The organism is Bradyrhizobium sp. LHD-71, assembly GCF_031157255.1.
Lineage (GTDB): Bacteria > Pseudomonadota > Alphaproteobacteria > Rhizobiales > Xanthobacteraceae > P52-10.
Window position 1 is genome coordinate 114,900 of the sequence record NZ_JAVIFX010000005.1, and the last position, 23,918, is coordinate 138,817.

Here is a 23,918-nt window from a genome sequence, read left to right on the forward strand (position 1 = left end):
CGCGCGCCCCAGTTCTCGGTCGGTAATGTCGGGTATTGCCGACCTTGTTGATACCGGCCTTGGTAAGCTCCGTCACCCTTCGCGTGCCAATCGGCGGAATGACGTGCCGATGGATGCGGCCGGTCTCGAGATCGCCGATGTAGAGGGTGCATAGCTCTTTGACGGTGGCGCGCGCTCGGGAGCGGATCTCGAAGTGCCGGACCGCGTTACTGCAACGCCTCGAACTTTGCGTTCTTACCGTCAACGACCTTGAACACGACATAGCGCGGCTGCAGCTGGCCGTTCGGCAGGAACGTCGCATCGCCGAACAGGGTGCCCTTGATGGACTTGCCGCGAATCGCCTCGGCGACCGTTTTGCGATCGAGGCTCCTGGTCGCCTCCACCGCGCGTGCCCAGACCTGGAGCGCAGCTGCGCCCAAGGCTGCGCTCTTGTCGGGTTCGACACCGTGGGCCTTCTTGTAAGCCGCGACGAATGAAACGTTCTCTGGAATGGTCGCAAACGGCGGCAGGTTCCAGAAGTAGATGTCTGCGGACACTACGCCGTTGTTCGCGTCGCCGGCGATCTTGAACACCGTCGGCAGCATGATGCCGACTGCGCCGACGAACGGCGCCTTGATATCGGCCTGGCGATACTGCTCGATGGTCGCGGGCAGACCGGACGAGTTCGACGCGCTGGTGACGATCACCGCATCGGGATTGGCCGCCTTGATGTTGGTGAGCTGCACGCGAAAATCCGTATCGCGGAACGCAAACTTCTCGGTCAGAACCACCTCACCCGCGAAGTTGAGCTTCTTGAACTCGGCCTCGACGGTGGACTGGAAGCCGTTGCCGTAGGCATCGTTCTGGGTCAGGAACGCAACCTTCTTCGCCTTCAGCGTTTCGGCGACATATTTCGCGATGACAGCGGCGTCGAAGCCGTTCGAGGAGTTGATACGGATCGCCAGCGGGTTGCTCTGGCCGGCGAGGATCAGGTCCGCCTTCGACACCGCGGTGATATCGAGGACGCCGGCGCGCGCCAGGATCGGCTGCATGGCGAGCGTGACCGGCGAATTCCAGCCCTCGATCGCAACGTCCACCTTCTCGGCGATCAGCTCGTTGGCACGGCTGACGCCGACCGCGGGCGTGCTCTCATCATCCTTGGAAATCAGCACGAGCTTGCGGCCGAGCAACCCGCCCGCCTCGTTGATCTGCTCGAGCGCGAGCTTGACGCCGTTGGTGACCGACTGACCGTCGGGGCCTGCCCCGCCGCTCAAGGGAAAGATCGTACCGACCTTGATCGGCGCCCGCTGCGCGAACGCAGGCGCCGACGCCGCCAGAACGGCGGCAAAACCGACGGCCAAAATATTAATCATTGTACTTCCTCCATGTATGATCGTTTGTTCTCACGGCCGTTCGTACGCGTCTTCCGCAGCCAGCGCTGTCGCATGTGGTCGACCAGACCCATGAGCCCAGCCGGCCAGAAGATCAGCACCGCAGCCAGGACGAAACCGAGAATGACCTTGTTCCAGTCGCCGCCCAGCGACAGCAGGTTCTGCTGGATGATCAGAACCGCCGTTCCGAGCAATGGCCCGAGCAGAATCCTGCGGCCGACGAGCACCACGGCCGTTAGCATCATGACGAGAAAGTACGCCTCGAACATGTCAGGGCCGACATAGGCCCGCTGGTAGGCATAAAGCCAACCGGCCAGCGCGGTGATCGGCGCCGAGATCACGAACACCGCCAGGCGGACCCTGCGCTGATCGACGCCGAGACTGGTCGCAAGGGCGGGGTTCATGTGCACCATTAGCGCCGTCGTGCCGAGCCGCGAGCGGCGGAAGCGCGCCACGAAGAACAACGTCAGCAGCAACAGAGCGAAGGCGATCGGCCAGAGCTCTTCCTGTGTTCCACCGACATAGGTGAAAAACCCGAGCGGAAGCTTCAGTGCGGGAATGCCGACCGTGCCATCCGATCCGCCGACCGCGTCCCAGTTGAAGGCGATCTCATGCGTCACGACTGCGGCCGCGTACGTGACAAGCGAAAAGACGAATTCGCGCGTACGCAGCGTTACCAGGCCAAGAAACGTCGCGGCGGCGACCGACAAGCCGATCGTCGCCAACGCCGTCACCCAACCGTTCACGCCGAGGTGCACCGACATCAAGGCCGCAACATAGCCGCCGATCGCCCAGAACACCGTATGTCCAAGGCTGACCTCGCCGAGATAGGATAGTACGACATCGACGCCGTAGCACATGACCGCGAAGAGCGCGATGGTCGTCAGCGTCGAATAGGCGACCGACGAACCGCCGAATAGTTGCGGCAGGAAGAATGCCACGCCGATCAGCGCTGCGACCACAACCGCGCGCAGCATAGACAACGGTCTGTGCGGCAGGGAATCGGTCATTTTGTCGCCAATCCGACAGGGCGAACCACCAGCAGCAGCAACAGCATGCCGAAGGCCGCCGCGGTGGTATAGGCCGGCGCGACGAACGCGCCGAAGAATGCGATAAACATGCCGAGGCCGAGGCCCGCGAGCAGTGCGCCGCCGATCGAGCCGATGCCACCGAGTACGACGACGACGAAGGTCATGATGACCTCGTTGAAGCCCATGCTGGTCAGGATCGGCGCCCGCGGCGCAACCAGCGCCGCCGCAAGCGCAACGGCCGCGCATTCGAAGACAAAGACGCCGAGATACACGAGTTTTGCATTGATACCGAAGAGCTGCGCAAGCCGCGGGTCCTCCGCCACCGCGCGGATGACCGAGCCGAAACGCGTGCGATTCACGAACAGCCAGACTGCGGCGTAGAGAACGAACGTCATGGCGAGGACCAGCACATCCTGCCATGTGAACCACAGGGCGCCGGCGTCGACCTTGGTGCGCGCGAGCACGCTCGACAAGGTCTGCGGGTTGCCGCCGAAGATGAGCGCTCCGCCACCTTGAATGACGTAGCCAAGCCCCAGCGTGACGATCATCAGGCTGGTGAGGTTCTGCTCTATTACGAGGCGCGTCATCGCGAGCTGCATCAGCGCGCCGAGCAGCGAGAGCACGACGATGGCGATGACGATTGCGGCCCAGTACGGCGCCCCTGCCCGCGTCATCGCGTACCACGTGACGAACGCACTCAGCATGTAGAGCTGCCCGTGGGCGAAATTCACCAGCCGCGCCACACCGAGCAGGATGGTCCAGCCAAGCGCGATGCACGCGTAACCGGAGCCGAGCACGAGGCCATTGACGATCTGCTGACTGAGATTCATGCTCTGTCGACCGCGAGGGTGCCAAGATAGGCCTCGACGATGCGTGCGTCCGATTTCATCACCGTCGTCGGTCCTCCAGCGATGATCCTGCCGCGCTCCAGCAGGTAGAGATGATCGACCACCTTCAGCGCGGCCTTCACGTTCTGCTCGACCAAGAGCACCGGGAGCCCGCGATCCACGAGGCTTCTGATCCGCTCGAGCAGATCGAGGATCAGGCGCGGCGCAAGACCCGCGGACGGCTCGTCGAGGATCAGGACACGAGGGGCGGCGAGCAGCGCGCGACCGACGGCCAGCATCTGCCGTTCACCTCCGGAAAGCGAGCCGCCCTTGTAGGTGCGCCGCTCGGTCAGCCGCGGGAACAGGTTGAACACATCAGCGATCGAGAAGACGTGGCGGCCGGCGACATCGCGGGGCGCGCGGACCAGGCCGAGATTTTCGTCGACCGTGAGTTCAGCGAAGATGTTCTTGCCTTCGGGCACCAGCAGCAATCCGTGCTGGGCTCGCGCGTGTGCGGCGAGCGCACTGATGTCCGCGCCGTCAAGCGTGACGCTGCCCGACACAGCCGGACGACCGCGCGACCAGCCAGCCACGGCATTCACCAGCGTCGACTTGCCCGCACCGTTGGCGCCGACCAACCCGATCATCTGTCCGGAGCCGACGCTGAGGCTCACGCCATTCAGCGCAACATTGCCGTCATAGCTGACGGTGAGATGGCTACAGGCTAGCGCGGCGGTCATTCGTCGCGCCCCAGATAGGCTTCGCTCACGGCGGCGTTGCGCTGGATCTCTGCAGGCGTTCCGGTCGCGAGCGTGATGCCCTGATCGATCATGACGATGCGGTTCGCGATCGACATGATCAGATCCATGTGGTGCTCGATCACGACGAGCGCGATGCGACGACGACGCAGATCAACCAGCAGGTCAGCGAGCCGCTGCATGTCGCCACCGCCGATGCCGGCGGCGGGCTCATCGAGCAACAGCACCTTGCAGCCATCGCCATAGGCCAGCGCCACCGCCAACATCCGTTGGATGCCATAGGGAATGTCGCCCGGACGGCGCGAGTGATAGGTCCGCTCGATGCCGAACGAGGTGAGCAGCTGCGCGGCCCGGATCTCCGTAGCCTCGCGGGTCGCGCGTTCACGCCAGGGCAGCAGCAGCGACACCGGCAGGCTGGTGGCGTGCTGGCGCACGATCGCCGCCATGGCGTTCTGCAGAACGGTGAGCTCGCCAAAAAAGGAATTCTGCTGAAACGTACGTCTGAGCCCGCGCGCGGCGAGGTCATGGGTCCTGACTGAGGACACGTCCTCGCCTGCGAGGAAGGTTTGGGCGGAATGCGCGACGGAATTGGTGACAGCAGCGAAGCAACTGCTCTTTCCGGCGCCGTTAGGACCGATGATACCGAGAATCTCGCCGCCGCGGACCGACCAACTCATGTCGCGTAGCGCCACGAGCGATCCATAGCGGACTGTCAGATTCTCGACCCGCAACGCGGCCGAGGCATCCGCCACTTCAAGCCCGTCCGCGCCAGCGAGGCCGACTTCCATCCCTTGCATCTTCAGATTCTTCTTATTGTCGGCGCGATAACAACCCAAACACACCGGAATAACAAGCCCGGCCATGGCGCCACAGCTCGGAGAGCTGATCGACCTTTTTGTGGCGCTGTCGCGGTTGCGTCAGCGCCGCCGAGAGCGAGCGGTGGCCGGTGCACACATCCCCCAACGGCGCCCGCTTGACCGCCCGGCTGTTCTGATGATGTGCTTAGATTCGCTCGTCCGCCGCAGGGGTCTATGCCATGACCGGCAAGCACATATTGATCGCCGGGGCCTCGGGGCTGGTCGGGTACGCTGTACTCAAGCATTTCGCAGGGCAGCCGGGGGTGCGGTTGACGGGCGTTTCGCGCCGCTCGCCGTTCGGGCTCGACGATCTCGGGCTCCGTTTCATCTCCGCCGACCTTCATGACCAAGTGCAGTGCGAAGCCCTGTTCGGCTCCATGCATGATGTAACGCACGTGGTCTACGCCGCTCTGCATGAGCAGCCCGCCCTCGTGGCCGGCTGGCGGGAGGAGGAGCAGATCGCTACCAATGATCGAATGCTGCGACATCTCCTGGGGCCTCTCGCGCGCGCCGCTCGCGGGCTGCGCCACGTGACGCTTCTGCAGGGCACCAAAGCGTATGGCGCGCACGTGCGCCGCTTCGATCTGCCAGCCCGCGAGGGGCGCTCCGAGGCGAGAGATGTGCCGAATTTCTACTGGAACCAGGAAGATTACCTGAAGGAGCGCCAGCGCGGCGCCGACTGGGCCTGGACCATCTTCCGGCCGCAGATCATCTTCGGTCAGTCGTTCGGAAGCGCGATGAACCCGATCCCGGCCATTGGCGTGTATGCCGCCCTGCTGCGCGAACGAAACGAGCCGCTGTATTATCCCGGCGGGCCATCCAATGTGCTTGAAGCGGTGGATGCCGACCTGCTGGCCCGCGCCATTGCGTGGGCGGGAGAGGCTGACGCGGCTCGCAACGAGATCTTCAACGTTACCAACGGCGACGTCTTCCAATGGAGCGGCGTGTGGCCCGCCATCGCCGACGCGCTAGGCATGGAGGTGGGCCCGCCCAGGCCGCGACGACTTGCGCAAACCGTGCCGGCCGAAGCGTCGGATTGGGAGCTCATCCGGCAGCGCTACAGCCTCGTGGCGCCGCCGATGGCCGACTACCTCGGGGCCTCGCTGCAGTACCTCGATTACCTCATGGCCTATGGCGCGAGGACAGGCGAGAAGATCTCTGTCGTCTCCACGGTGAAGATTCGACAGGCGGGCTTCGGCGAGGTCATGGATACCGAAGCCATGTTCCGAAAGTGGTTCAAGCTGTTCGAGGAGCAGAAGCTTCTGCCACCCGGCAGACGTTGACCACGAGGACGTTGGATCGAGTAGATTTCCTCGGCGGGTGTCGATTCAAGATAAGAGCCGAACTCCTTTCTCGCAGACCTAGTGCGTGATGAAATCAGGTTGGCTCAGTCGTAACTGCCGGCGGCGGCCTCGCGAAAGCAGGCACCCATATTCAAGAGCGTCCGAAGGCAAACCGCTGTCGCTTTGGAACTCGCCGTTTTTTGTGCGCTGGCGCGGAGTGGAATTTCAGCAGCGGCAGCGCCTCACGATAGCGGCTCAAGGCTTCGCCGGCTTTGTTCGCTCGTGCTGCTCGGGGGCTCAGCGACCTGAACTCCGCGCAGACGTGGCGTTGGTAGGTGCGATGCCAATCGCCTTGGTGAACGAGTCGTCGCGGCGGAGAAACACCAGGTTCTGAACCAGATCTGACAGTGTTCTGGACGGCAGGCCATCTGAACACACGTCGCTGGTCGGCTTAAAGTTTACCGATCCGAGGTTCCCCAACCACGCTTCGACAGGCTCTCGTCAGGCCGCAGAAGGATGATGGATGGACCCAAAGGGCATCGCCCACGGAGGGGCCAGACATCGTCATTGCGGCAGACTGGGGAGCATCCCATGGTTGACGGCATTAGTGGTTTGAGTTCGACGAACACAATCTCGCTTCCACCAATCGACGTCACTCCCTTCGAGCTTCCTGAGATCGTGGTCACCCCTGACGATCCACTGCCGGGCGACGGCTCTTTCGGCGATCCGATCGCGGGATTCCAGGCCACCAATGCGCAGATAAGCGCTGCCGTGAACGGGCTGTCGCAGCAAATCGATGCGACCGCCGAGCAAATGCGGTCGCAGAGCGAGGCAACGCTGGCACAGGTCGCCTCGACCGGAGCATCCTTGTCGGCTCAGATTGCCGCCGCCAACGCTCCAGCCCCTATAGCACTACCGACACCGGAGATCATCGTCCCACCGGCCGAACCGGCGGCGCCTCCTGCACCGTCGGTACCCTCCGCCGCGTCGACCGTCACGCAGTCCGATCAGATCACAAGCCCGATCGACGAGCGCGGAGAACAGGTTGCCGATACACCCCTCGCGGACGCTGTCAAAACGGCTGCCGCCGGTGCAGTCGGCTATCGCGCGGGAATGTACGGGGAGGTGGGCGTTGGCCGATTCACAGCAAATGTCGCAAACGAGCAGCGATTTGGTCGCTTCACGCAAGGATCGACGCTCGCGAGGCCAAGGTTTACAGGCAACGGGATCGACAGTTTCGCGCGTCGGGACAGCTTAGCGCAAAGGACCTTGATCAGCTCTCAGGCGACCTATGACTATGCGCGCCAGCAGGCTGCTGCACTCGGGATCGAGTCGCGAGACGTCAGGTTTGAAACCCAAAGGCGAGCCCTCAGCCCCGACCGCACTTACGATGTCCAGATCGGTCGCGGCAGCGCTCCTGTGACCGAAGTCAAGGCTGGACGCTCCATCAATCCGGGCCAAGTGACGAAGGACATCGCGGCGGCAAGGAATGGCCTTCGGATCGATTATCGATTTGCCGGCAACCCGCTGACCGGGAACCACGGCCCCAATCCCGCAGCCGCGTCACGCTTGAACGCGGCCGCCGCAGCGACCAACAACAATTTGACCCATGCCACCACGGACGTGGCGCCGAGCCGCGCCGGAATCCGGACCGTCGAGACGACGGCAGAGATCAGCCGGGCTGCACGCGCGCTCGGGCGCGTTGCCGCACCGATCGGGGTGGCAGCGGACGCTTTTGCCATCGGCTCCGGCGTCCGGGCAGACGGCGGAAGATTCGGCCAGAATGCGACAGTTGCCGCGGCCGGTGCGGCGGGCGGTTGGGCCGGCGCTGCAGCGGGTGGCTGGGGAGGTGTCCAAGCTGGTACACTCGTGGGCGGAGCGATCGGTGGTCCGGTCGGCGCGCCCATCGGTGCGGTCGTCGGCGGTCTCATCGGCGCCATTGGTGGTGGTCTGCTCGGCGGATGGGGTGGAGAGCGTGCCGCGCGTGCAGCGACAAATTAAGAGGTAAGCCCACGAGGTGTCATCGCTGACTCGTTTGCTTCACCAAGTCCTGCCGGCTTCACTGGTATCGGGCTTCAAGTACAGTCATATCGCGCGCGAGCAAGGCGCGTATCGGAATGCCTTGCCCGGATACACGCCTTATCTCGGCGCACACGAACCACCGAACCGAACGTTGACGAGCCGTCGTGCACACATCGTCTACGACCTCGTCATGGCGGTGAAGACCACGCGCGTCGCGGACATATCCGCGTTGTTGCGCCGAACGGGGCTGGAGCCCGCCGCCACCCCGGAGGCCTGGGATAAGATCGGCCGCTGGATCGGCGAGACCGTCGAAGGCAGCCGTGAGCCCGGGTCTGATCGATACGGGCCTTATCTTCCTTACTACCCGGGTGTGCCCCCGCGGCAAATCAAGGGCGAAAGCACAAGCGTTCTCCGGCCGTTGTGGCAATCGGTCGTGCTCGATCTCGCATTGCTGCTCGGCGGCCACATGATTGCTCGGGCGCCGAGCGCGCGTTGGAGCTGCGATGGCGAGTGGCGCGAAGGGAGTTGCTCGGGAGAGCCGCTTGTTGCAATTCCGGGGCAGGATATCCCAACGGGCCACCTTCCTACCCTTCATGGCCCGTTCGATGCCATCGAGTCGGTGGCGTGGCAGGGCCTTCATCGCCGCCAGCAGCTGACGGACCCGCCTCCGATCAGCCTGGGAGAAATCCTGCACAATGCGATTGAGCGGCCGCCAAGTTCGCGCGATCCACGTCAGGAGTTAATCAAGAGTCTCGAGGATTATCTCAACGAGCATGGCGACTTGCCGGAAAACGAAGAGATCGTCGATTGGATGATCGACGAGGGCCTGCTTGAAATGCCCGAGCTTCCGAGCCGTTTAGTATCGATCCTCGACGAACGTGACGAGCGTGCCGGTCGCGCCGGCACCAAGGACGCATGGCGCTAAGATAGCAAGCGCTAGAGCGGGATGCGCTTAGCTTGAATCGATTTGGGATTCGTGTCACAGGGCCAACCTTCAGCCCAAAACCACGCAATATCCCGCGGATACTCAATTCCACTTCGATAAATCGCCCAAGAAGCTGCTTGCGCGCAACCAGCAGCGCTCGAATCTCTTGAGCCCCTATCGACTTCGCGTGCACCGAGCTGAACCTCCCATCCCGATCAACTGGGCGATCCCGCGCGCATCCTTGCGATCTGTCTTGACTGTCATCGCAGATAATGTGGCGTCTACATGCCGCGTTTCCAGCAGAACCATTTGGAAGCCCGCTCTTTTTAGCCCCGCATACAGCCATTGTGACAACGGCCCAGCCTCCAGCCCGATCCGCAGGCCTCGCTAAGCTCTGCGGCGCCATCGTCTGCGAACGTTAGAACCAGCGACAGGCCAAGCCTCGTGGAGCGATTTCGGCATTCTCCCACCAATACGGCGGATGCTGTCGCCCTTCCCGACTTGCTCCTGCCCAGACGACGACCGTTTGTAGAGCTCCGCATTTCGGGCGACGATTTGGCCGCTCTGCAGAAGCCGCCTCAAATCGTTCAGGGAGTCAGCACGCTCAGCACGCTCCACCGCCTCATGAAGCAGGATCCACATAGGTTACTGAAGGCCTTTGTTGCTCGATTATGTATCGGATGCGCAACAAGCGAAGCATCATCTTTCGCCCTAGCTCCTCGTCGAGGCGCCCCGCGTCGAAACAAAAAAACGAGGCTTCACGCCAGCCAACCGCCTCTAGTTGGGACGCGCCGCCGTACATTGCTCTTGAGTTCTCGTTTGCACTTCAATCCGTCTCGTTCGCAATTCGACGACCATTGAGCGGAGGGCGCGATCGCAGAAAATCGTAGTTCGGCGTACGAAATCGGAGAGTTGGTAGCGGGGGAGCGCTACCGCCTTTTTCCCACACCACCTGCCGCGGCCTGAGTTGGCGAGTGGCAGGTATAATATTGTCTCGCGTTACCAACCGTCCACACAAGGCCGCCGCTTGCCTTCGCGAACCGGCGAAGGTGGCAGCGAGCGCAACCCGGCGATAATCCAGCGCCGCGTATCCGCCGGATCGATCACCTCGTCCACCTCGAACAGGCTTCCAGCATTCAGGGCTTTGCCGCGCTCATAGAGCTCCCCTACCATTCGTTCGTAGGCGGCAAGCCGTTCGGCTGGATCCGAGATTGCCGCAAGCTCGCGACGACGACCGAGCTTGACCTGCCCTTCCAACCCCATGCCGCCAAACTCGCCGGTCGGCCAAGCGACGGCAAACATGCCCACTCGCATTGACCCGCCGGTCATGGCGAGCTTTCCGAGCCCATACGATTTGCGCGTCATGACGAAGAACGTCGGGATTGAGAGATTGGCGCCGATCAGATAGGTGCGACAGCAATGCCGGACGAGAGCCGTCCTCTCGGCCTCGGGTCCCACCATGTTGCCTGGATTATCGTTTAGCGACAAAAGTGGGATATCATGGGCATCGCAAAGTTGCATGAAGCGCGCAGCCTTGTCAGCCGCATCGGCATCAATGGCGCCGCCAAGATGCATAGGGTTGTTGGCGATAACGCCGAGCGGCCGGCCTTCGATACGGATAAGGGCAGTGATCATACCGTGACCAAATCCGCGACGGATCTCAAGCACTGACCCCTCGTCGGCCAAGGTCTCGATTAAGCGCCGCATGTCATAGCCACGCAAACGATTTTCCGGGACTACGTATCTCAGCTCCCGCTGATCAGGGCACTTCCAGCTGTCGATTCGTCCCTGAAAATAAGACATATACTGTCGCGCAACCTTCACGGCCTCGGCCTCATCCTCAACGAGGATATCGACGACACCGTTCGGGACCTGAACTGACATTGGGCCCACTTCTTCAGGACGGTAGACGCCGAGACCACCGCCTTCGATCATCGCAGGTCCCGCCATGCCAATGGTGGAATTCGCGGTGGCAATGATCAGGTCACAACAGCCGAGCAGCACGGCATTGCCAGCAAAACAGCGGCCCGAAGCGATGCCCACCAACGGCACCAAGCCGGAAAGCCTCGGCAGACGATAAAAAGTATCGCTGAAGCTGACAAGATTGTCGGTATCGCTGCCGCGCCCGCCACCTCCTTCGCAAAAAATGACGACAGGCAACCGCCACCGTTCGGCCATCTCAAACACGCGGTCCTGCTTATGGTGCCCCATGTGACCCTGAGTGCCAGCCATTACTGTGTAGTCATAGGAGACGACCACAGCGCGGCTCTTCTCCTCGGCAAAGCGATCGCCATTGATTTGCGCGAGCCCCATGATTAGGCCGTCCGCCGGCGACTCTTCGATCAGTTGCTCCATCGACACGGTTCGTCGCCTTGCTGAAAGCACTAGCGAGCCGTACTCCACGAAAGTCCCCGGGTCGCAGAGGTCTTCGATGTTCTCGCGAGCAGTCCGCTGTCCGCTTGCTCGTCGCTTGGCAACCGCCTTCGGCCGGGCAGCATCGAGGGTGCTGGCGCGGCGGTCCAGCACCTCCTTCAAATCCGACCGAATGACGTCAAGATCGATCTCCTCTCCCGTGTGGCTGCGGCTGCCGAGTTCAGCACGCTCTTCGACAAACGCCAACGGATGGCTCTCGAAGACGGTGTCTCCGGCGGTCACGGTGAAAGTTCGCACGACGCCGGACACCGCGCTCGTTACGGCATGCTGCATTTTCATGGCTTCCAGCACGAGCACTTCCTGCCCGGCAAGGACGCTTGCGCCCTCGTCGACGCTGAGGGACACGATCGTGCCCTGCATGGGTGAGCGTATTGGTACAGTCCCCTCGGGTCCATCCGCCTCGGCCGCCGCATTGGCCTCCACCGTGACCTTGGCGTCAGACTTTCCGTAGAACACAACCGCCAGCGGATCACTCGTTTCCAGCTTGGCGCCCGGCCGGCGCTGTGCGACAGCGGCTTGCGGCTCAAAATAACGTATCGAATCGGGCTGAGCCGCTATCAGCGCTTCGACATTATCGTCAATGAACCGCGTATGCAGCTCACCCTTGAGGATCGCCGGATCCTTCAGTAACGCCCGCAGGAACGGAATGTTTGATACCACTCCGGAGACTCGAAATTCTGCGAGGACCCGCTCAGTTTTTGCAGCCGCATCATGGAAGCGATCGTTTGTCACATGAACGATGACTTTCGCAAGCAAAGAATCATAACGAGGATTGGTGCGATAGCCGGCGTAGCCGTAACCATCCACTCTCACGCCACGCCCGGACGGTGGTTCATAGACGCCGATCGTTCCGCCAGCCGAACGGACCGATCCGTCTGGCTGCATCGTTTCCAGATTTACCCGCGCTTGGATTGCAAATCCGGACGGAGCAACGATATCTTCCTGCCGCAGCTTCAGATCGGCGAGACGTGCTCCAGCTGCAATTTTCAGCTGCGCTTCTACCAGATCAATCCCAGTCACTTCCTCGGTCACCGTATGCTCGACCTGTAGCCGCACGTTTGCCTCGATAAAGGCGATAGCGGCACCGTCAGTATTGTCGGCCGCATCGACGAGAAACTCGAACGTGCCTGCATTCAGATACTCGCCGGCCGCGGCGAGACGCGTCGCTGCTTGCAACAACCGCGCTCTGACCGCCGGCCGCAGGAACGGCGCCGGTGCGATCTCGAGAACTTTCTGGCGCTCGCGCTGAAGGCTGCATTCACGTTCCCACAGGTGCGCCACCGCACCTGTTCCGTCACCTACGATCTGTACCTCGATATGGCGAGCCCTCGGGAACAGCCGCTCGACGTAGACGTCGCCATTGCCGAAGGATTTCTCCGCTTCGGAGCGGCACCGTTCCATGGCATCGGCGAGCTTCTTCGGATCATTGACTGGCCGCATGCCACGTCCGCCGCCGCCCGCGATTGCCTTCACCATTACGGCTGCACCTGCTTCAAGCGAGGCCATGAAATCCCGGGCTTCATCGAGGGTCGTGGGGCCCGAAGTCCCTCGGATGACCGGCACGCGGTGCGCTGTTGCGAACGCCCGAGCCCTAGTCTTGTCACCGAACAGCGCAAGAGTGTCCGGGCGGGGACCCACAAAAACCAGACCAGCCTCAGCGCACGCCGCGGCGAACGCCGCACTCTCGCTCAGGAAGCCGTAGCCGGGATGGATCGCATCGCAGCCGGCATCCTTCGCGACCGAGATAATCTGAGAAGAATCAAGATAGGCCTTCGGTCCGATACCTTGCAGGGCGCGCGCGTCGTCGCACCGAGTGGCGTGCAGCGATGCAGTGTCGTCCTCGGAAAAGATACCGACGGTGCGAATCTTCTGATCGGCCGCCGCGCGGGCGATACGGATCGCAATCTCGCCACGGTTGGCGATCAACAGGCTCTTCATATGGTTACTCTCTCAACCGTTCAGCACAGCTCGGGTGCCGATTACGCCCTGCTCGCTCAGCTTGCTTAGATCCTGGGGGGAAAGGCCGAGATCGCCGCCAAGCACCGCGTCGTTATGCTCACCAAGGGTCGGTGATGGGTTACGCAGAGGCGGCCGTTGGCCATCTAATCGATAAGGCGCGTGCGGCACCACGTGGTGGCCGATGAACCGTCGCTCGGCCCGACGCCAGAATCCATCATGAATGAGTTGCGGATCGTCGAGTAGATCGATCGCAGCATAGACCTGTCCGGCGGGCACGTTTTTGGCTTGCATTGTCGCAACAAGCTCTGCGGCACTCCCGACAGAGAAGAAGGCGGCCACCGCACGCTCCATCTCTGCTTCGCGCGTTTTCATGACCGTCAGTTTGGCCGCGCTATCCACAGCCAGATCGGGGCGATTAATTATTGTCGCCACTGCGTTCCACTGTGGCGTCGTCTCGATCGAGATCGCAACCCAGCGATCGGGAACATTTGAGGCAACGACCGTGCGCAGTGCCGATGCCGGATGGCGACTGCCCTCCCGCTTGAGCGTCGTTTCCTGGACCGACTGCGCGATGATGGCGTCTGCACAAAGCTGGAAGAGGCATTCCACCTGCCCAAGATCGATGACCGATCCGGTGTTCTGCTTGTTCCGCTCGTACAGGGCGATCAGACAGGCGATCGCGCCATAAATGCCAGCGATCGGATCGCCGTAGGCGACATGCTGCATGGTTGGCGGATCGTCGGCCTTGCCATTGACGAACGGCAGGCCGGAAGCTTGTTCGACCGTTGAGCCATAGGCGCGAAAGCTGCGCCAAGCCCCCTTTGCGCCAAACGCGCCCATCGCCAGGAAGATTAGGTCCGCCTTCTCCTTGATGAGTGAGTTTGCGCCGAGACCGAGCTTGTCCAATACGCCCGGAGCAAAGTTCTCGATCACGAGATCCGATCCTGCCGCAAGTCGCCGCGTCAACGCTTTGCCCGCCTCCGACTTCAGATCGAGTGTCACGCCGTGCTTGTTGCGGTTCACCATCAAAAAGGAGGGCCGAGTCTCGTACGGCGGCGGATCACCTTCCATCGATCCATCAAATCCGCGCCACCAATCGAAGTGCGAGCACGATTCGACCTTCACCACGTCGGCGCCGAGATCGGCGAAATGCCGTGCTGCGAGCGGACCGGCCCAGCCCATTGACAGATCAAGCACGCGCAGACCGGACAGCGGCAAAGCGGGCACCTGCTTCGGCTTTCGGCGCTGCGCGGCTGTTGACGGCAGCGGCGTCGAATGAAAAGGCATCGACGGAGCCACAGCACCTTTCAATCCGGGTATGGATTCAAAGCTGCCGCGTTCTCGCCAGTGCGGCGTCTTCGGAAGATCCTTGAGATCGGGCACTGGCGCCATCGGAATACGCAGACGCTGGCCCTCATGCAACCAGAAGCTTGCCTGCTTCGTCTTGAAGGCCGCGATCAAGTGCTTGTCGAGTTCGTCTGCGTCAGTCATGCGCTGAAGCGACACGAGATGGTTCGGATTCTTCGCAAGATCAGGCTTCCCGATCAGGTCACACAACGAGCGCCACTGTGGTGGCGTCAGCGCCGTCACACCGATCCAGCCATCCCTCGCTTGATAAATGCCGCCCGGGAATGTCGGTGAGAAACGGTTGATCCCGCGGCGGACCGTGCGATCACCGGTCAGCGCGGCGCTTGCCGTGCCGCTTTCCGATAGACAGAGATTGGCTTCGAGAATGTTGACGTCGATCTTGCGGCCCGCCCAACCGTTCTGCTTGCCGAGAATCGCAGCCAAGCCCGCAATGAACGCTGTCGCCCCACCGATGATCTGCGGTGCGTGACCGCGCGGCAGCATCGGCGCGCCGTCCTTTGGACCGGTCGCGTAAGCTACCGCACTCATGGCCTGGATGATCGCGTCGCTGCCGGTCCAGGCCCGATATGGTCCTCCGCGCGCGAACCATGTCAATCCCAGGCGAGTGACATCGCTCAGGTTGGTCGAGTCGAGGGTGCCGTCCATGACCGCTACCGCGGCGGCATCCTGTCCTGCGATGACCAGGTCGGCACCCCTTCCAAACTTGCGCAGTGAGTTTTGGAGATCGTCATCGATGCATATCTTGCCGGCATCGAGCCAGCTCGCAAAGGCTTCACTGCCGGCACTGCCATAACCTACGCAAGACTTGTCGTGAGACCTGCCAAACTGATGGACTGTAGCGCCGTGCGCCACGAAGAGATGACCGCAATAGCGCGTCGCCACGCCACCGTGAACTTCAAGGATCCTCAGACCGGAAAGTGCGCTGCTCATCGTACAGTTTTTGCCTCTCACATTTGCGCGGCGTGGGGGCCGGTCAGCAAATGGCACGCGGCCTCGCGCCCGTCGGGGAGCTTTAGCAGCGGGGGATTGTCAATTTTGCAGACCGCCATCGCATATGGGCAGCGCGGATGGAACTTGCAGCCGCTTGGTGGCTCAAGCGCGCTGCCAGTGTCGTCAAATCCATCGGCGGCCTTCGGCACGTAATCGGGGTCAGGACGGGGCACTGCATTCAGTAGTGCTTGCGTATAGGGATGCTGAGGTGCAGAAAAAATCTGCTCGCTCGGACCGCACTCGACGACGCTACCGAGATAGATCACCGCCACCCGCGTCGACAGATGCTCGACGAGCGCTAGATCGTGCGCAATCAGGAGATAAGTGAGACCAAACTTCTCCTGGATGTCCATCAGCAGGTTCAGCACTTGCGCGCGGATCGATACATCCAGCGCGGAAATCGGCTCATCCAGAATGATGATCTTCGGATTTAGTGCGAGAGCCCGCGCAATGGCGATACGCTGGCGCTGTCCGCCGGAGAATTCGTGCGGATAAAGATCCGCCGCAGCCGCCGGCAGCCCAACGATCTCCAGAAGCTCTGCGACGCGTGCATTCAGTGTGACCCGGTCGGGGCTGTAGTGCGCCAGGATCGGCTCGGTGATGATCCGCCGCACAGTCAATCGTGGATTGAGGGACGCATATGGATCCTGAAACACCGCCTGAACCTGCCGGCGATAATCCTTGATCTCCGATCGCGACATCTCGCCGAGGCTCTTGCCGTCGAAGTTCACAGCGCCTGAGGACGGCTGTTCCAGCATCAGTGCCAGCTTCGCGATGGTGGTCTTGCCGCAGCCCGACTCGCCGACGAGTGCGACGGTCTGCCCCGCGGGGATCTCGAGATTGACGCCCTCTACGGCGCGGACGGTCGCCTTGCCTTGGTCGGTGCGAACGCTGAAGTGTTTGGAGAGATTACGAAGTTCGAGGCCCATGTGTCAGGTTACTGCTTTGCCGCGAGCCAGCAATTGACGGTATGGCCGCCGCCAACGTCGGTCGCAGGTGGATACTCGTCACACACCGCCATTCGCCTTGGACAGCGCGGCGCAAAACGGCAACCGTTCGGCAGATCCATCAGATTCGGCGGTTGGCCGGGAATCGCCGCAAGGCGACGCCGCTTCCGGCCAAGATGCGGAATCGCGTCGAGCAAGGCCTGCGTATAGGGATGCTGCGCATTGCGGTAGATGTCACGTACCTTGCCCGTTTCGATGATACGGCCGGCATACATCACGGCGATGCGATGGCAGAGGCCGGCGACGATCGACAGATCGTGTGTGATCAAGATGATGCCGACTTTCGAGTCATTCTGGATGCTGCGCAGCAGGCTCATGATCTGCACTTGGATCGTCACATCCAGCGCGGTGGTCGGCTCATCCGCGATCAACAACCGCGGCGAACAGGCGATCGCCATCGCTGTGACCACACGCTGACGCATACCGCCGGAGAACTGGTGCGGATAGCTTTTCAATCTCCGCTCGGGCGACGGGATGCGCACCCGCCGCAGACCAGCCGCGGCTGCGACCATTGCGTCGCGAACGGTCTTGACGAGCTTATGATACAGGAATGGCCTGGACACTTGGTCGCCGACGGTGAACACCGGATTGAGCGAAGTCATCGGGTCTTGCGAAATCATCGCCACCTTCGGTCCGCGGACCCGTCTTGCCATCTCTTCTTCGCCAAGCTGCAGGAGTTCTTCGCCGTCGAGCCTGACGCTACCGGCAATCTTTCCGCCTCCATGAATAGGCAATAGTTGCAAGATCGATAGACAGGTCATCGTCTTGCCTGAGCCGGATTCCCCCACGATGCCCAGCGTCTCGCCTTCGTTTACTTCAAAAGAAATTCCGTCGACCGCCTTCACCACGCCGCGGCGCAGATGCAGATGCGTTTGCAGGTTCTCGACTTGCAGAAGAGGCGTTGCACTCAAAGCTGCCTCCGCTTCGGGTCGAGCAAATCGCGCAGCCAGTCGCCGACCAGATTCGAGGACAGGCAGGTGAGCATGATGGCGATGCCCGGCATCGTGATGCCCCACCAGGCATAGGTGATGTACTGCCGCGCGTCGGAGAGCATTAGGCCCCAGGACGTGTCCGGCGCCTGGATACCGAGGCCAAGGAACGATAGCGAAGCCTCGAAGATGATCACCTGCCCAACCTGCAACGTCATCAGCACCAGAAGGGTGTTGAAGATGTTCGGCAACAGGTGCCTGAAAAAGATCGTGATCGATCCACAGCCGGCAACCTTGGCGAACGAGACGTAGTCGCGCTCGCGTAACGACAGGACCTCGCTGCGGATGATACGACAATACCAGGTCCAATACGTGAGCACGATGACGATGACGACTGTGGACAGGCCAGGATCCATGGTTGCGGAGAAGATCAACGCCAGAGCGAGACCGGGAATCGCCATTTTGATCTCTGCAATGCGGATGATGGTTGTGTCGATGATGCCTCCGAAGTAGCCGGCGATGATGCCGAGCATCGTGCCGATCGCACCCGAAAACGCGATCGCGTACAGCGCTACGATTGCAGACACCCGCGCGCCGGCAATGATGCGGGAAAGAACGTCGCGGCCGAGATTGTCAGTACCGAGCAAATAGTCGTACGTGCCTGCTGCCTGCCAGAACGGAGGCTTGAATGCAGCTCCCAGATTCAATCCGTTTGGATCATGGGGTGTCAAACCCTCGCCCCCGACAGCAGCGATCAACACCAGCACCAGAATGAGGATCGGAATCCACGGAGCGCCCTTCAGACGAAAGCGAACGAAAAACGGCAACGGCGCATCTGCTGCGGTCACTGGGGTCGGCGCCGAGGTCACGCTCATAGCCGGATCCTTGGGTCGATGATGCTGTAGGACAAGTCGACCAGGAAATTCGACAGCACGAACAGGATGGATGTGACAAGGACGCCTGCCTGGACCACCGGATAGTCGCGCGAGAACACCGCCTCCACCACCGTGCGGCCGAGCCCCGGCCAAGCGAATACCGTTTCCACGACGAACGCACCGCTCAGCATGGAGGCGAAGTAGACGCCCATGATGGTGACAAGTGGCAACAGCGCATTGCGGAAGGCGTACTTCCAGACCAACAGACGTTCGGGCGTGCCGACGGAGCGGCCCATGCGAATGTAGTCGCTGTCAAGCACTTCGAGCATACCGGAGCGGATGATGCGCGTCTGCGCCGCTACCGGATACCAGCCGAGTGCAATCGCCGGTAGGATCACATGTTGCACGCCATCCGCGCCAAAGGCCGGAAGCCATTGCAGGCCGACGGCGAATACGAGGATGAGGATGAGACCAACCCAGAATGAAGGAACCGCCTGCCCGAGCATGGCGATGATCCGTCCGATTTGGTCGATCCATGAGCCACGATACACCGCCGAAAGCACGCCAAGTGGAATGGCGAGCACTAGGCTGAAGGCAAATGCAGCCGTCGCCAAATAGATGGTCGCCGGCAACCTTTCGAATACCAGTGCAAGCGCCGGCATTTGCCAGCGATAGGATTGGCCGAAGTCACCCTGGAGAGCCTTCCAGAGGAAAATGAAATATTGCTCCCAGAGCGGGCGATCGAGACCGAGTTCTTGCTTCAGCGCATCGATGGCCGACTGCGGTGCTTCCATCGGAAGCATGAGCGAAACCGGATCGCCCGAAAGGCGCGAGATCACGAAGATGATTAAGCTCGCGCCGAGAATGCTGATCGCCGCATTGAGCAAGCCCTTGGCGAAAATCGCTTTCACAATCGTCTCATCTGCTAGGCCGTCCGTTCCGGACTTACTTCTTGAAGCTGACTTCCTGGAACGCGCGCCACGATCCGGGCGATGGCCACGCACGGAAGTCGATACTGTCCCGCCAAGCGAGTGTCACGACTGGACGATAGGTCGGCACGCCGCCGAGCACATTCTCGTGCTTGTAGCGCGCGATCTTCTGGATCAGTCCGACCCGTTTCTCTGGGTCCATGGTGCCCTTCAACTCCTCGACCATAGAATCGGCCTTTTCGTCATTGGTGTAGGAGTAACTACCGAAGCCTTTGCCTTGAACGAAACTATGCAACATGCCGCCCCACGACGTTGCCGGATCGCCCGGCAGGCCGTGGCCCCACATCCACATCAGAACGCCGTCCATCTCCGGCGGTCCGCTGCGGCCACGACGACCCAGATTGATCCAGGCTGAATACTCAAGTCCCTGCACTTTGCAGCGGATACCGACCGTGCCCAGATAGGCAAACACGGCTTCGCCCATTTCCTTCACATTCGGTTCGCGCGGCGTGATCAGGTTGTAGCAGGGTGTCTCGAAGCCATTCGGATACCCGGCCTCGGTGAGCAACTGCTTCGCCTTGCGCATATCGTACGCGTAGGGCTTGAGGGTTGGATCGTAGCCGGTCGAGCCACGACCGACCTGCGTGTACCGTTCGCCCTGTCCGAACAGTACGTTCTTGATGATCGCATCGACATCGACGGCGTGGGCCACCGCCTGACGTACCTTCAGCTTGCTGAATGGCGAGTCCGATTTGTAGGCGGGAAAATCGATATACATGTTGTTCGGCGCCATGGCCGTGAAGGTCTTCACGCCCGGCATCTTCTTGATTTCTTCGACGGCCGAGAGCGGCACCGCGTCGACCCAGTCGACAGCGCCGGACTTGAATGCGGCAACGCGTGTGAGATCTTCCGGAATGATCTTCAACACGAGATTCTTGATCTTCGGACGTGCGTCCTTGTTCCAATAATCCTCGAAGGCCTCTAGCTTCAGGTCTTCCTTTATCGAACGCGAAACGAACTTCCATGGTCCGGTACCGATCGGGGCCTTCGCGAAACCATCCTCACCCGCTTTCTCGTAATACTTCTTTGGCATCGCCCAGAGTTGCAGCGAGCCGACGATGTAATCACCGTCCGGCGCCTTGAAATGTAGCTTGAAATGATGGTCGTCGATGATTTCGAACTTTTCGACGTTGGCCTGCAGATGCGTCCAACGCGAAATCTTCGGATCCTTCAAGCGCTCGTAGGAGAACTCAAAATCCGCCGATGTCAGCGGATCGCCATTATGGAATTTCACGCCTTTGCGAATCTGAACATCGATAATTGGCTTGTCCGAGGTCCCCTCAATCTTCCAGGACTCCGCGAGCCAATTGACGGGCTTCAGGTCCGGATCGAACCGCACCAGCTGTTCGAACATTTGGCCGATGAAGTACTGGTCGACTCCGGCCGAATAGCGCGCGGGATCGAGCACCGTCCCCTCGGCCGCAAGCGCAGCGACTAATGTATCCTTCGTTTGCGCCGCAACGGCCGAATTCAATGCCAGCAGGCCCAGCACTGTGGCAACAAGGCGCCCTGCAAACATGTCGTTTCCTCCCGGCTTTTCTTAGCGGGTTAATTCTCCGGAGTATCAGCCGCAGCTGGCGGCACTGTCAATTGTCAATTATTTATAATTGACGCGGGAGGTTGTTATTGCAATTCACGAACGGACGTTTGCGCGGAGAGTCTGATCGTCCAAAGCGTCGCCGGCACAGAAATGATCATGCTCCGCAGAAGGGATTTGGAGAGACCATCGATGGCTGGGAATCCAGCTTTAAAGCTGAAGATGCCGACCTTGCGCATGGCCAACGCAAAGCGACGCACGTTACTCGCGCGGACGATCCCTGAACAGATCGCTGACCATCTGGCCATCGCCATTATCAAGGGCGAATTCCGCGACGGCGAGCATTTGCCGGAGCAGAAGGTCGCGGCGCTGTTCAATGTCAGCCACGGCCCAGTGCGCGAAGCGATCCGTACGCTATCAAAGCGAGGTCTTGTGGAATTCCAGCCGCGGCGCGGCGCGTTCGTCATCGGCGTTACACTTGATGCCATCGCCGACATCTTCAACATCCGCGCCGTGCTGCTAGGTCTTTCGGCGCACAGCCTTGCGAGACTGCCGTCAAAGCAGCGACCGATGGCCGCGCTGAACGAACGCGCCGCCCACATCCGTGCACTCGCAGGCAGCCGAGGAACGGATCCGGAGACCTTCGCGCATGCGCTCGGCCGTCTTGGCGCCCTTATCTTCCGCAGCTGCAGCAACGCGCACTTGACACGAATCCTGCGCGAGGAAGCCGCGGGCTCGCTCTGGGGCGATCTGTGGCGCGAGCACACGTTGGACTTTCTGACACAGAAGCGGCGCAACATCGCCGCCGCAGATTGGGTCGCCGTGGTCGACGCCATCGCGGCCGGCGATGGCGCCCGCGCATCACGGATCACGCGTAAGGCCCTTTTCGATTCCCGCGACTCGGCGATCGAGACGCTGCAGCGGCTGCGCGGCGAAACCGTTTCACCGTCGCGCTTCGTGCGGGAGTAATACGTTACTTGAACCCAATCTCCTGCATTCCGCGCCAATAGGAGGGCATGGCCCACGGCACGAAACGAACGTTGTCGCGCCACGCAATCGTAATTAACGGACGGTAGGTGGTGATGCCGGCAAGCACTTGGTCGTGTTTGATCTCGGCAATCTTCCGAATCATGACAATGCGCTTCTCCGGATCCATCTCGCGTTTCTGCTCCTCGATCAGCCGATCGAGCTCGGGCAGGCTGGTGTTTGACGAACTGCCGTAGCCGCGCGCGGGGTCGAAAGTGTGCAATGTCGCCGCCCACGCATTGCTGACATCGTTGCCCCCGTGGCCGTACATGCTGCTGGCGGCGCCATCCATCATCTTTTGGTTTGAACCTTCAGGCCAGCGCCGGATCAGATTGAGCCAGGCGTTGTATTCAACTCCCTGCAGTGGCTTGCAACGAATGCCGACGGCACCGAAATAAGCGAAGATTGCCTCCCCCACTTCCTTCAAGTTTGGTTCGCGCTGGGTGGTGAAGTTGTAGCACGGCGTGTCGAAGCCGCGCGCAAGGCCGGCCTCGGCGAGCAGCTGCCGGGACTTCTTTGGATCGTAGACGTAGGGTTTTTGCGCTGGGTCGTAGCCGAAATCATCCGGGCTGAGCTGGGCATAGCGCTCGCCCTGCCCGAATAGAACGCTCTTAATGATTGCATCCATGTCGATCGCATGGGCCGCCGCACGTCGCACCCGCACGTCCTGCCAGGGGGAGCCATTGATGTGAGTCGCGAGCTGGATGTAGAGGTTGTTGGTGGTGTTCAGCGTCGCCGTTTTGATGCCGACCGTTTTGCGCAGCTCTTCGACTGAGGCAACAGGCACGGACTCAATCAGGTCGACCGCCCCAGTCTTTAGCGCCGCCACCCGCGTAAGATCCTCCGGAATGATCTTGATGTGCAGATGTCTTACAGTGGGTCTGTGTTCCTTGTTCCAGTAGTCGTCAAACAGGTCGAACTTGATGTCAGTCTTGATGTTGCGCGAGGCGAATTTCCACGGTCCCGTGCCGACGGGACGCGCGACAAACCCATCCTCGCCGACCTTAAGAAAGTAACTTTTTGGCAGCGCCCATAGTCGCAGGCTGTCGGTATCGTAGGTAGCATCGCCTTCTCTGAAGTGTAGGCGAAAGTGGTAGGGGTTCACGATCTCGAAGCGTTCGACCGCGGCCTGCAAGTGTGCAATGCGGCTGACCTTCGGATCGCGCTGGCGATTGAAGGCAAACTCGAAATCCTCCGCCGTCAGCGGATCGCCATTGTGAAATTTCACGCCTTTACGCAGGTGCACGTCAATGATCGGCTTGTCGTTGTTCCGATCCACCGAGTAAGATTCCGCCAACCAGTTTACGCGTTTTCCATCCGGGCCGCGCCGCACAAGCTGCTCAAACATCTGCCCGATAAAATAATAATCCGCCCCAGCGGCGGCCCGGCTTGGGTCAAGGGTGGTGGATTCCGTGGAAGCCGACGGTGATGGTATCCTTCGGGTTTTCCTGCGGCCGTGCGGATGACGCACCCAAAAGCGTCAGTGTAAGTGCGTACATGAGCCAGGTTTTCATTGTTGCTCCTCCCGCGCTCTGCTTTTGCTTTCTTCTGGGTCAGCCTGGCGACCGAGGGCAGCTTATGCGGGCCAGCAGATGCTTGGCGAGTTCAAGGTGTGATGCGTATTTGGAAGGAAGTTGGTTGCAACGCACGCCCGCTTATTCGAGCGAGCGTCGCTCACAGGTGGCGCGCAACTGCAAAATCAAACAACGAATGCGGCCGATGACTGTTTAAT

The 23,918-nt window shown here is 61.1% G+C and carries 17 protein-coding genes and 1 pseudogene; 4 read left to right on the forward strand and 14 right to left on the reverse strand.

Annotated features, from left to right (window positions below; genetic code table 11):
• Positions 1–206: 206 nt before the first annotated feature.
• The 5 genes from RCO31_RS06910 to RCO31_RS06930 are packed head-to-tail and all read right to left on the reverse strand — an operon-like array spanning position 207 to position 4,783.
• Complete coding sequence (locus RCO31_RS06910) at positions 207–1,352, reverse strand: ABC transporter substrate-binding protein (protein ID WP_308967507.1); 1,146 nt, start codon at positions 1,350–1,352, stop codon at positions 207–209.
• Positions 1,349–2,380, reverse strand: a complete 1,032-nt coding sequence (locus RCO31_RS06915; protein ID WP_308967508.1) for a branched-chain amino acid ABC transporter permease — start codon at positions 2,378–2,380, stop codon at positions 1,349–1,351. Before RCO31_RS06915 ends, RCO31_RS06910 begins: the two co-directional genes overlap by 4 nt.
• Positions 2,377–3,231 (reverse strand): branched-chain amino acid ABC transporter permease, encoded by an 855-nt coding sequence (locus RCO31_RS06920; protein ID WP_308967509.1) that lies wholly within the window; start codon positions 3,229–3,231, stop codon positions 2,377–2,379. The genes RCO31_RS06915 and RCO31_RS06920 overlap by 4 nt, the downstream gene beginning before the upstream one ends.
• Positions 3,228–3,968 carry an ABC transporter ATP-binding protein gene (locus tag RCO31_RS06925; RefSeq protein ID WP_308967510.1) on the reverse strand — a complete coding sequence of 247 codons (741 nt, stop codon included), beginning with the start codon at positions 3,966–3,968 and terminating at the stop codon, positions 3,228–3,230. Before RCO31_RS06925 ends, RCO31_RS06920 begins: the two co-directional genes overlap by 4 nt.
• Complete coding sequence (locus RCO31_RS06930) at positions 3,965–4,783, reverse strand: ATP-binding cassette domain-containing protein (protein ID WP_308967511.1); 819 nt, start codon at positions 4,781–4,783, stop codon at positions 3,965–3,967. The genes RCO31_RS06925 and RCO31_RS06930 overlap by 4 nt, the downstream gene beginning before the upstream one ends.
• Before the next feature lie 239 nt (positions 4,784–5,022).
• On the opposite strand from RCO31_RS06930, the gene RCO31_RS06935 reads away from it, so the two are divergent.
• The 3 genes from RCO31_RS06935 (at position 5,023) to RCO31_RS06945 (ending at position 9,073) form a co-directional block, all read left to right on the forward strand.
• A complete protein-coding gene (locus RCO31_RS06935; RefSeq protein WP_308967512.1) occupies positions 5,023–6,126 on the forward strand; it encodes an SDR family oxidoreductase in 1,104 nt (367 codons plus the stop codon).
• A 591-nt stretch (positions 6,127–6,717) separates the two neighbouring features.
• Positions 6,718–8,127, forward strand: coding sequence for a hypothetical protein (locus tag RCO31_RS06940; RefSeq protein ID WP_308967513.1), 1,410 nt, complete (start codon positions 6,718–6,720; stop codon positions 8,125–8,127).
• A 211-nt stretch (positions 8,128–8,338) separates the two neighbouring features.
• Complete coding sequence (locus RCO31_RS06945) at positions 8,339–9,073, forward strand: hypothetical protein (RefSeq protein WP_308967514.1); 735 nt, start codon at positions 8,339–8,341, stop codon at positions 9,071–9,073.
• Between the two features lie 49 nt (positions 9,074–9,122).
• On the opposite strand, the pseudogene RCO31_RS06950 reads toward RCO31_RS06945, so the two are convergent.
• The 8 genes and pseudogenes from RCO31_RS06950 to RCO31_RS06985 form a co-directional block, all read right to left on the reverse strand.
• A pseudogene (locus tag RCO31_RS06950) lies at positions 9,123–9,451 on the reverse strand (transposase); the annotation flags it as partial.
• 621 nt (positions 9,452–10,072) lie between these two features.
• The gene (locus tag RCO31_RS06955) at positions 10,073–13,444 is read right to left on the reverse strand and encodes a carboxyl transferase domain-containing protein (RefSeq protein WP_308967515.1); all 3,372 of its coding nucleotides are present in this window, start codon (positions 13,442–13,444) and stop codon (positions 10,073–10,075) included.
• A gap of 12 nt (positions 13,445–13,456) precedes the next feature.
• Complete coding sequence (locus RCO31_RS06960; RefSeq protein ID WP_308967516.1) at positions 13,457–15,763, reverse strand: CoA transferase; 2,307 nt, start codon at positions 15,761–15,763, stop codon at positions 13,457–13,459.
• A gap of 17 nt (positions 15,764–15,780) precedes the next feature.
• Positions 15,781–16,752 (reverse strand): oligopeptide/dipeptide ABC transporter ATP-binding protein, encoded by a 972-nt coding sequence (locus RCO31_RS06965; RefSeq protein WP_308967517.1) that lies wholly within the window; start codon positions 16,750–16,752, stop codon positions 15,781–15,783.
• Between the two features lie 8 nt (positions 16,753–16,760).
• On the reverse strand, positions 16,761–17,741 hold the full coding sequence (locus RCO31_RS06970; protein WP_308967518.1) for an ABC transporter ATP-binding protein: 981 nt from the start codon (positions 17,739–17,741) through the stop codon (positions 16,761–16,763).
• Positions 17,738–18,634 carry an ABC transporter permease gene (locus RCO31_RS06975; RefSeq protein ID WP_308967519.1) on the reverse strand — a complete coding sequence of 299 codons (897 nt, stop codon included), beginning with the start codon at positions 18,632–18,634 and terminating at the stop codon, positions 17,738–17,740. The genes RCO31_RS06970 and RCO31_RS06975 overlap by 4 nt, the downstream gene beginning before the upstream one ends.
• The gene (locus RCO31_RS06980) at positions 18,631–19,545 is read right to left on the reverse strand and encodes an ABC transporter permease (protein WP_308967520.1); all 915 of its coding nucleotides are present in this window, start codon (positions 19,543–19,545) and stop codon (positions 18,631–18,633) included. The genes RCO31_RS06975 and RCO31_RS06980 overlap by 4 nt, the downstream gene beginning before the upstream one ends.
• 34 nt (positions 19,546–19,579) lie before the next feature.
• A complete protein-coding gene (locus RCO31_RS06985; RefSeq protein WP_308967521.1) occupies positions 19,580–21,142 on the reverse strand; it encodes an ABC transporter substrate-binding protein in 1,563 nt (520 codons plus the stop codon).
• A 210-nt stretch (positions 21,143–21,352) separates the two neighbouring features.
• Between RCO31_RS06985 and RCO31_RS06990 the strand changes: the two genes are divergently transcribed.
• Entirely contained in the window at positions 21,353–22,129 is a 777-nt protein-coding gene (locus tag RCO31_RS06990) for a GntR family transcriptional regulator (RefSeq protein ID WP_308967522.1), read from the forward strand.
• A 4-nt stretch (positions 22,130–22,133) separates the two neighbouring features.
• Here RCO31_RS06990 and RCO31_RS06995 read toward each other — a convergent pair whose 3' ends face one another.
• Positions 22,134–23,534: an ABC transporter substrate-binding protein gene (locus RCO31_RS06995; protein WP_308967523.1), complete on the reverse strand. Its 1,401-nt coding sequence runs from the start codon at positions 23,532–23,534 to the stop codon at positions 22,134–22,136.
• Between the last annotated feature and the right edge of the window lie 384 nt (positions 23,535–23,918).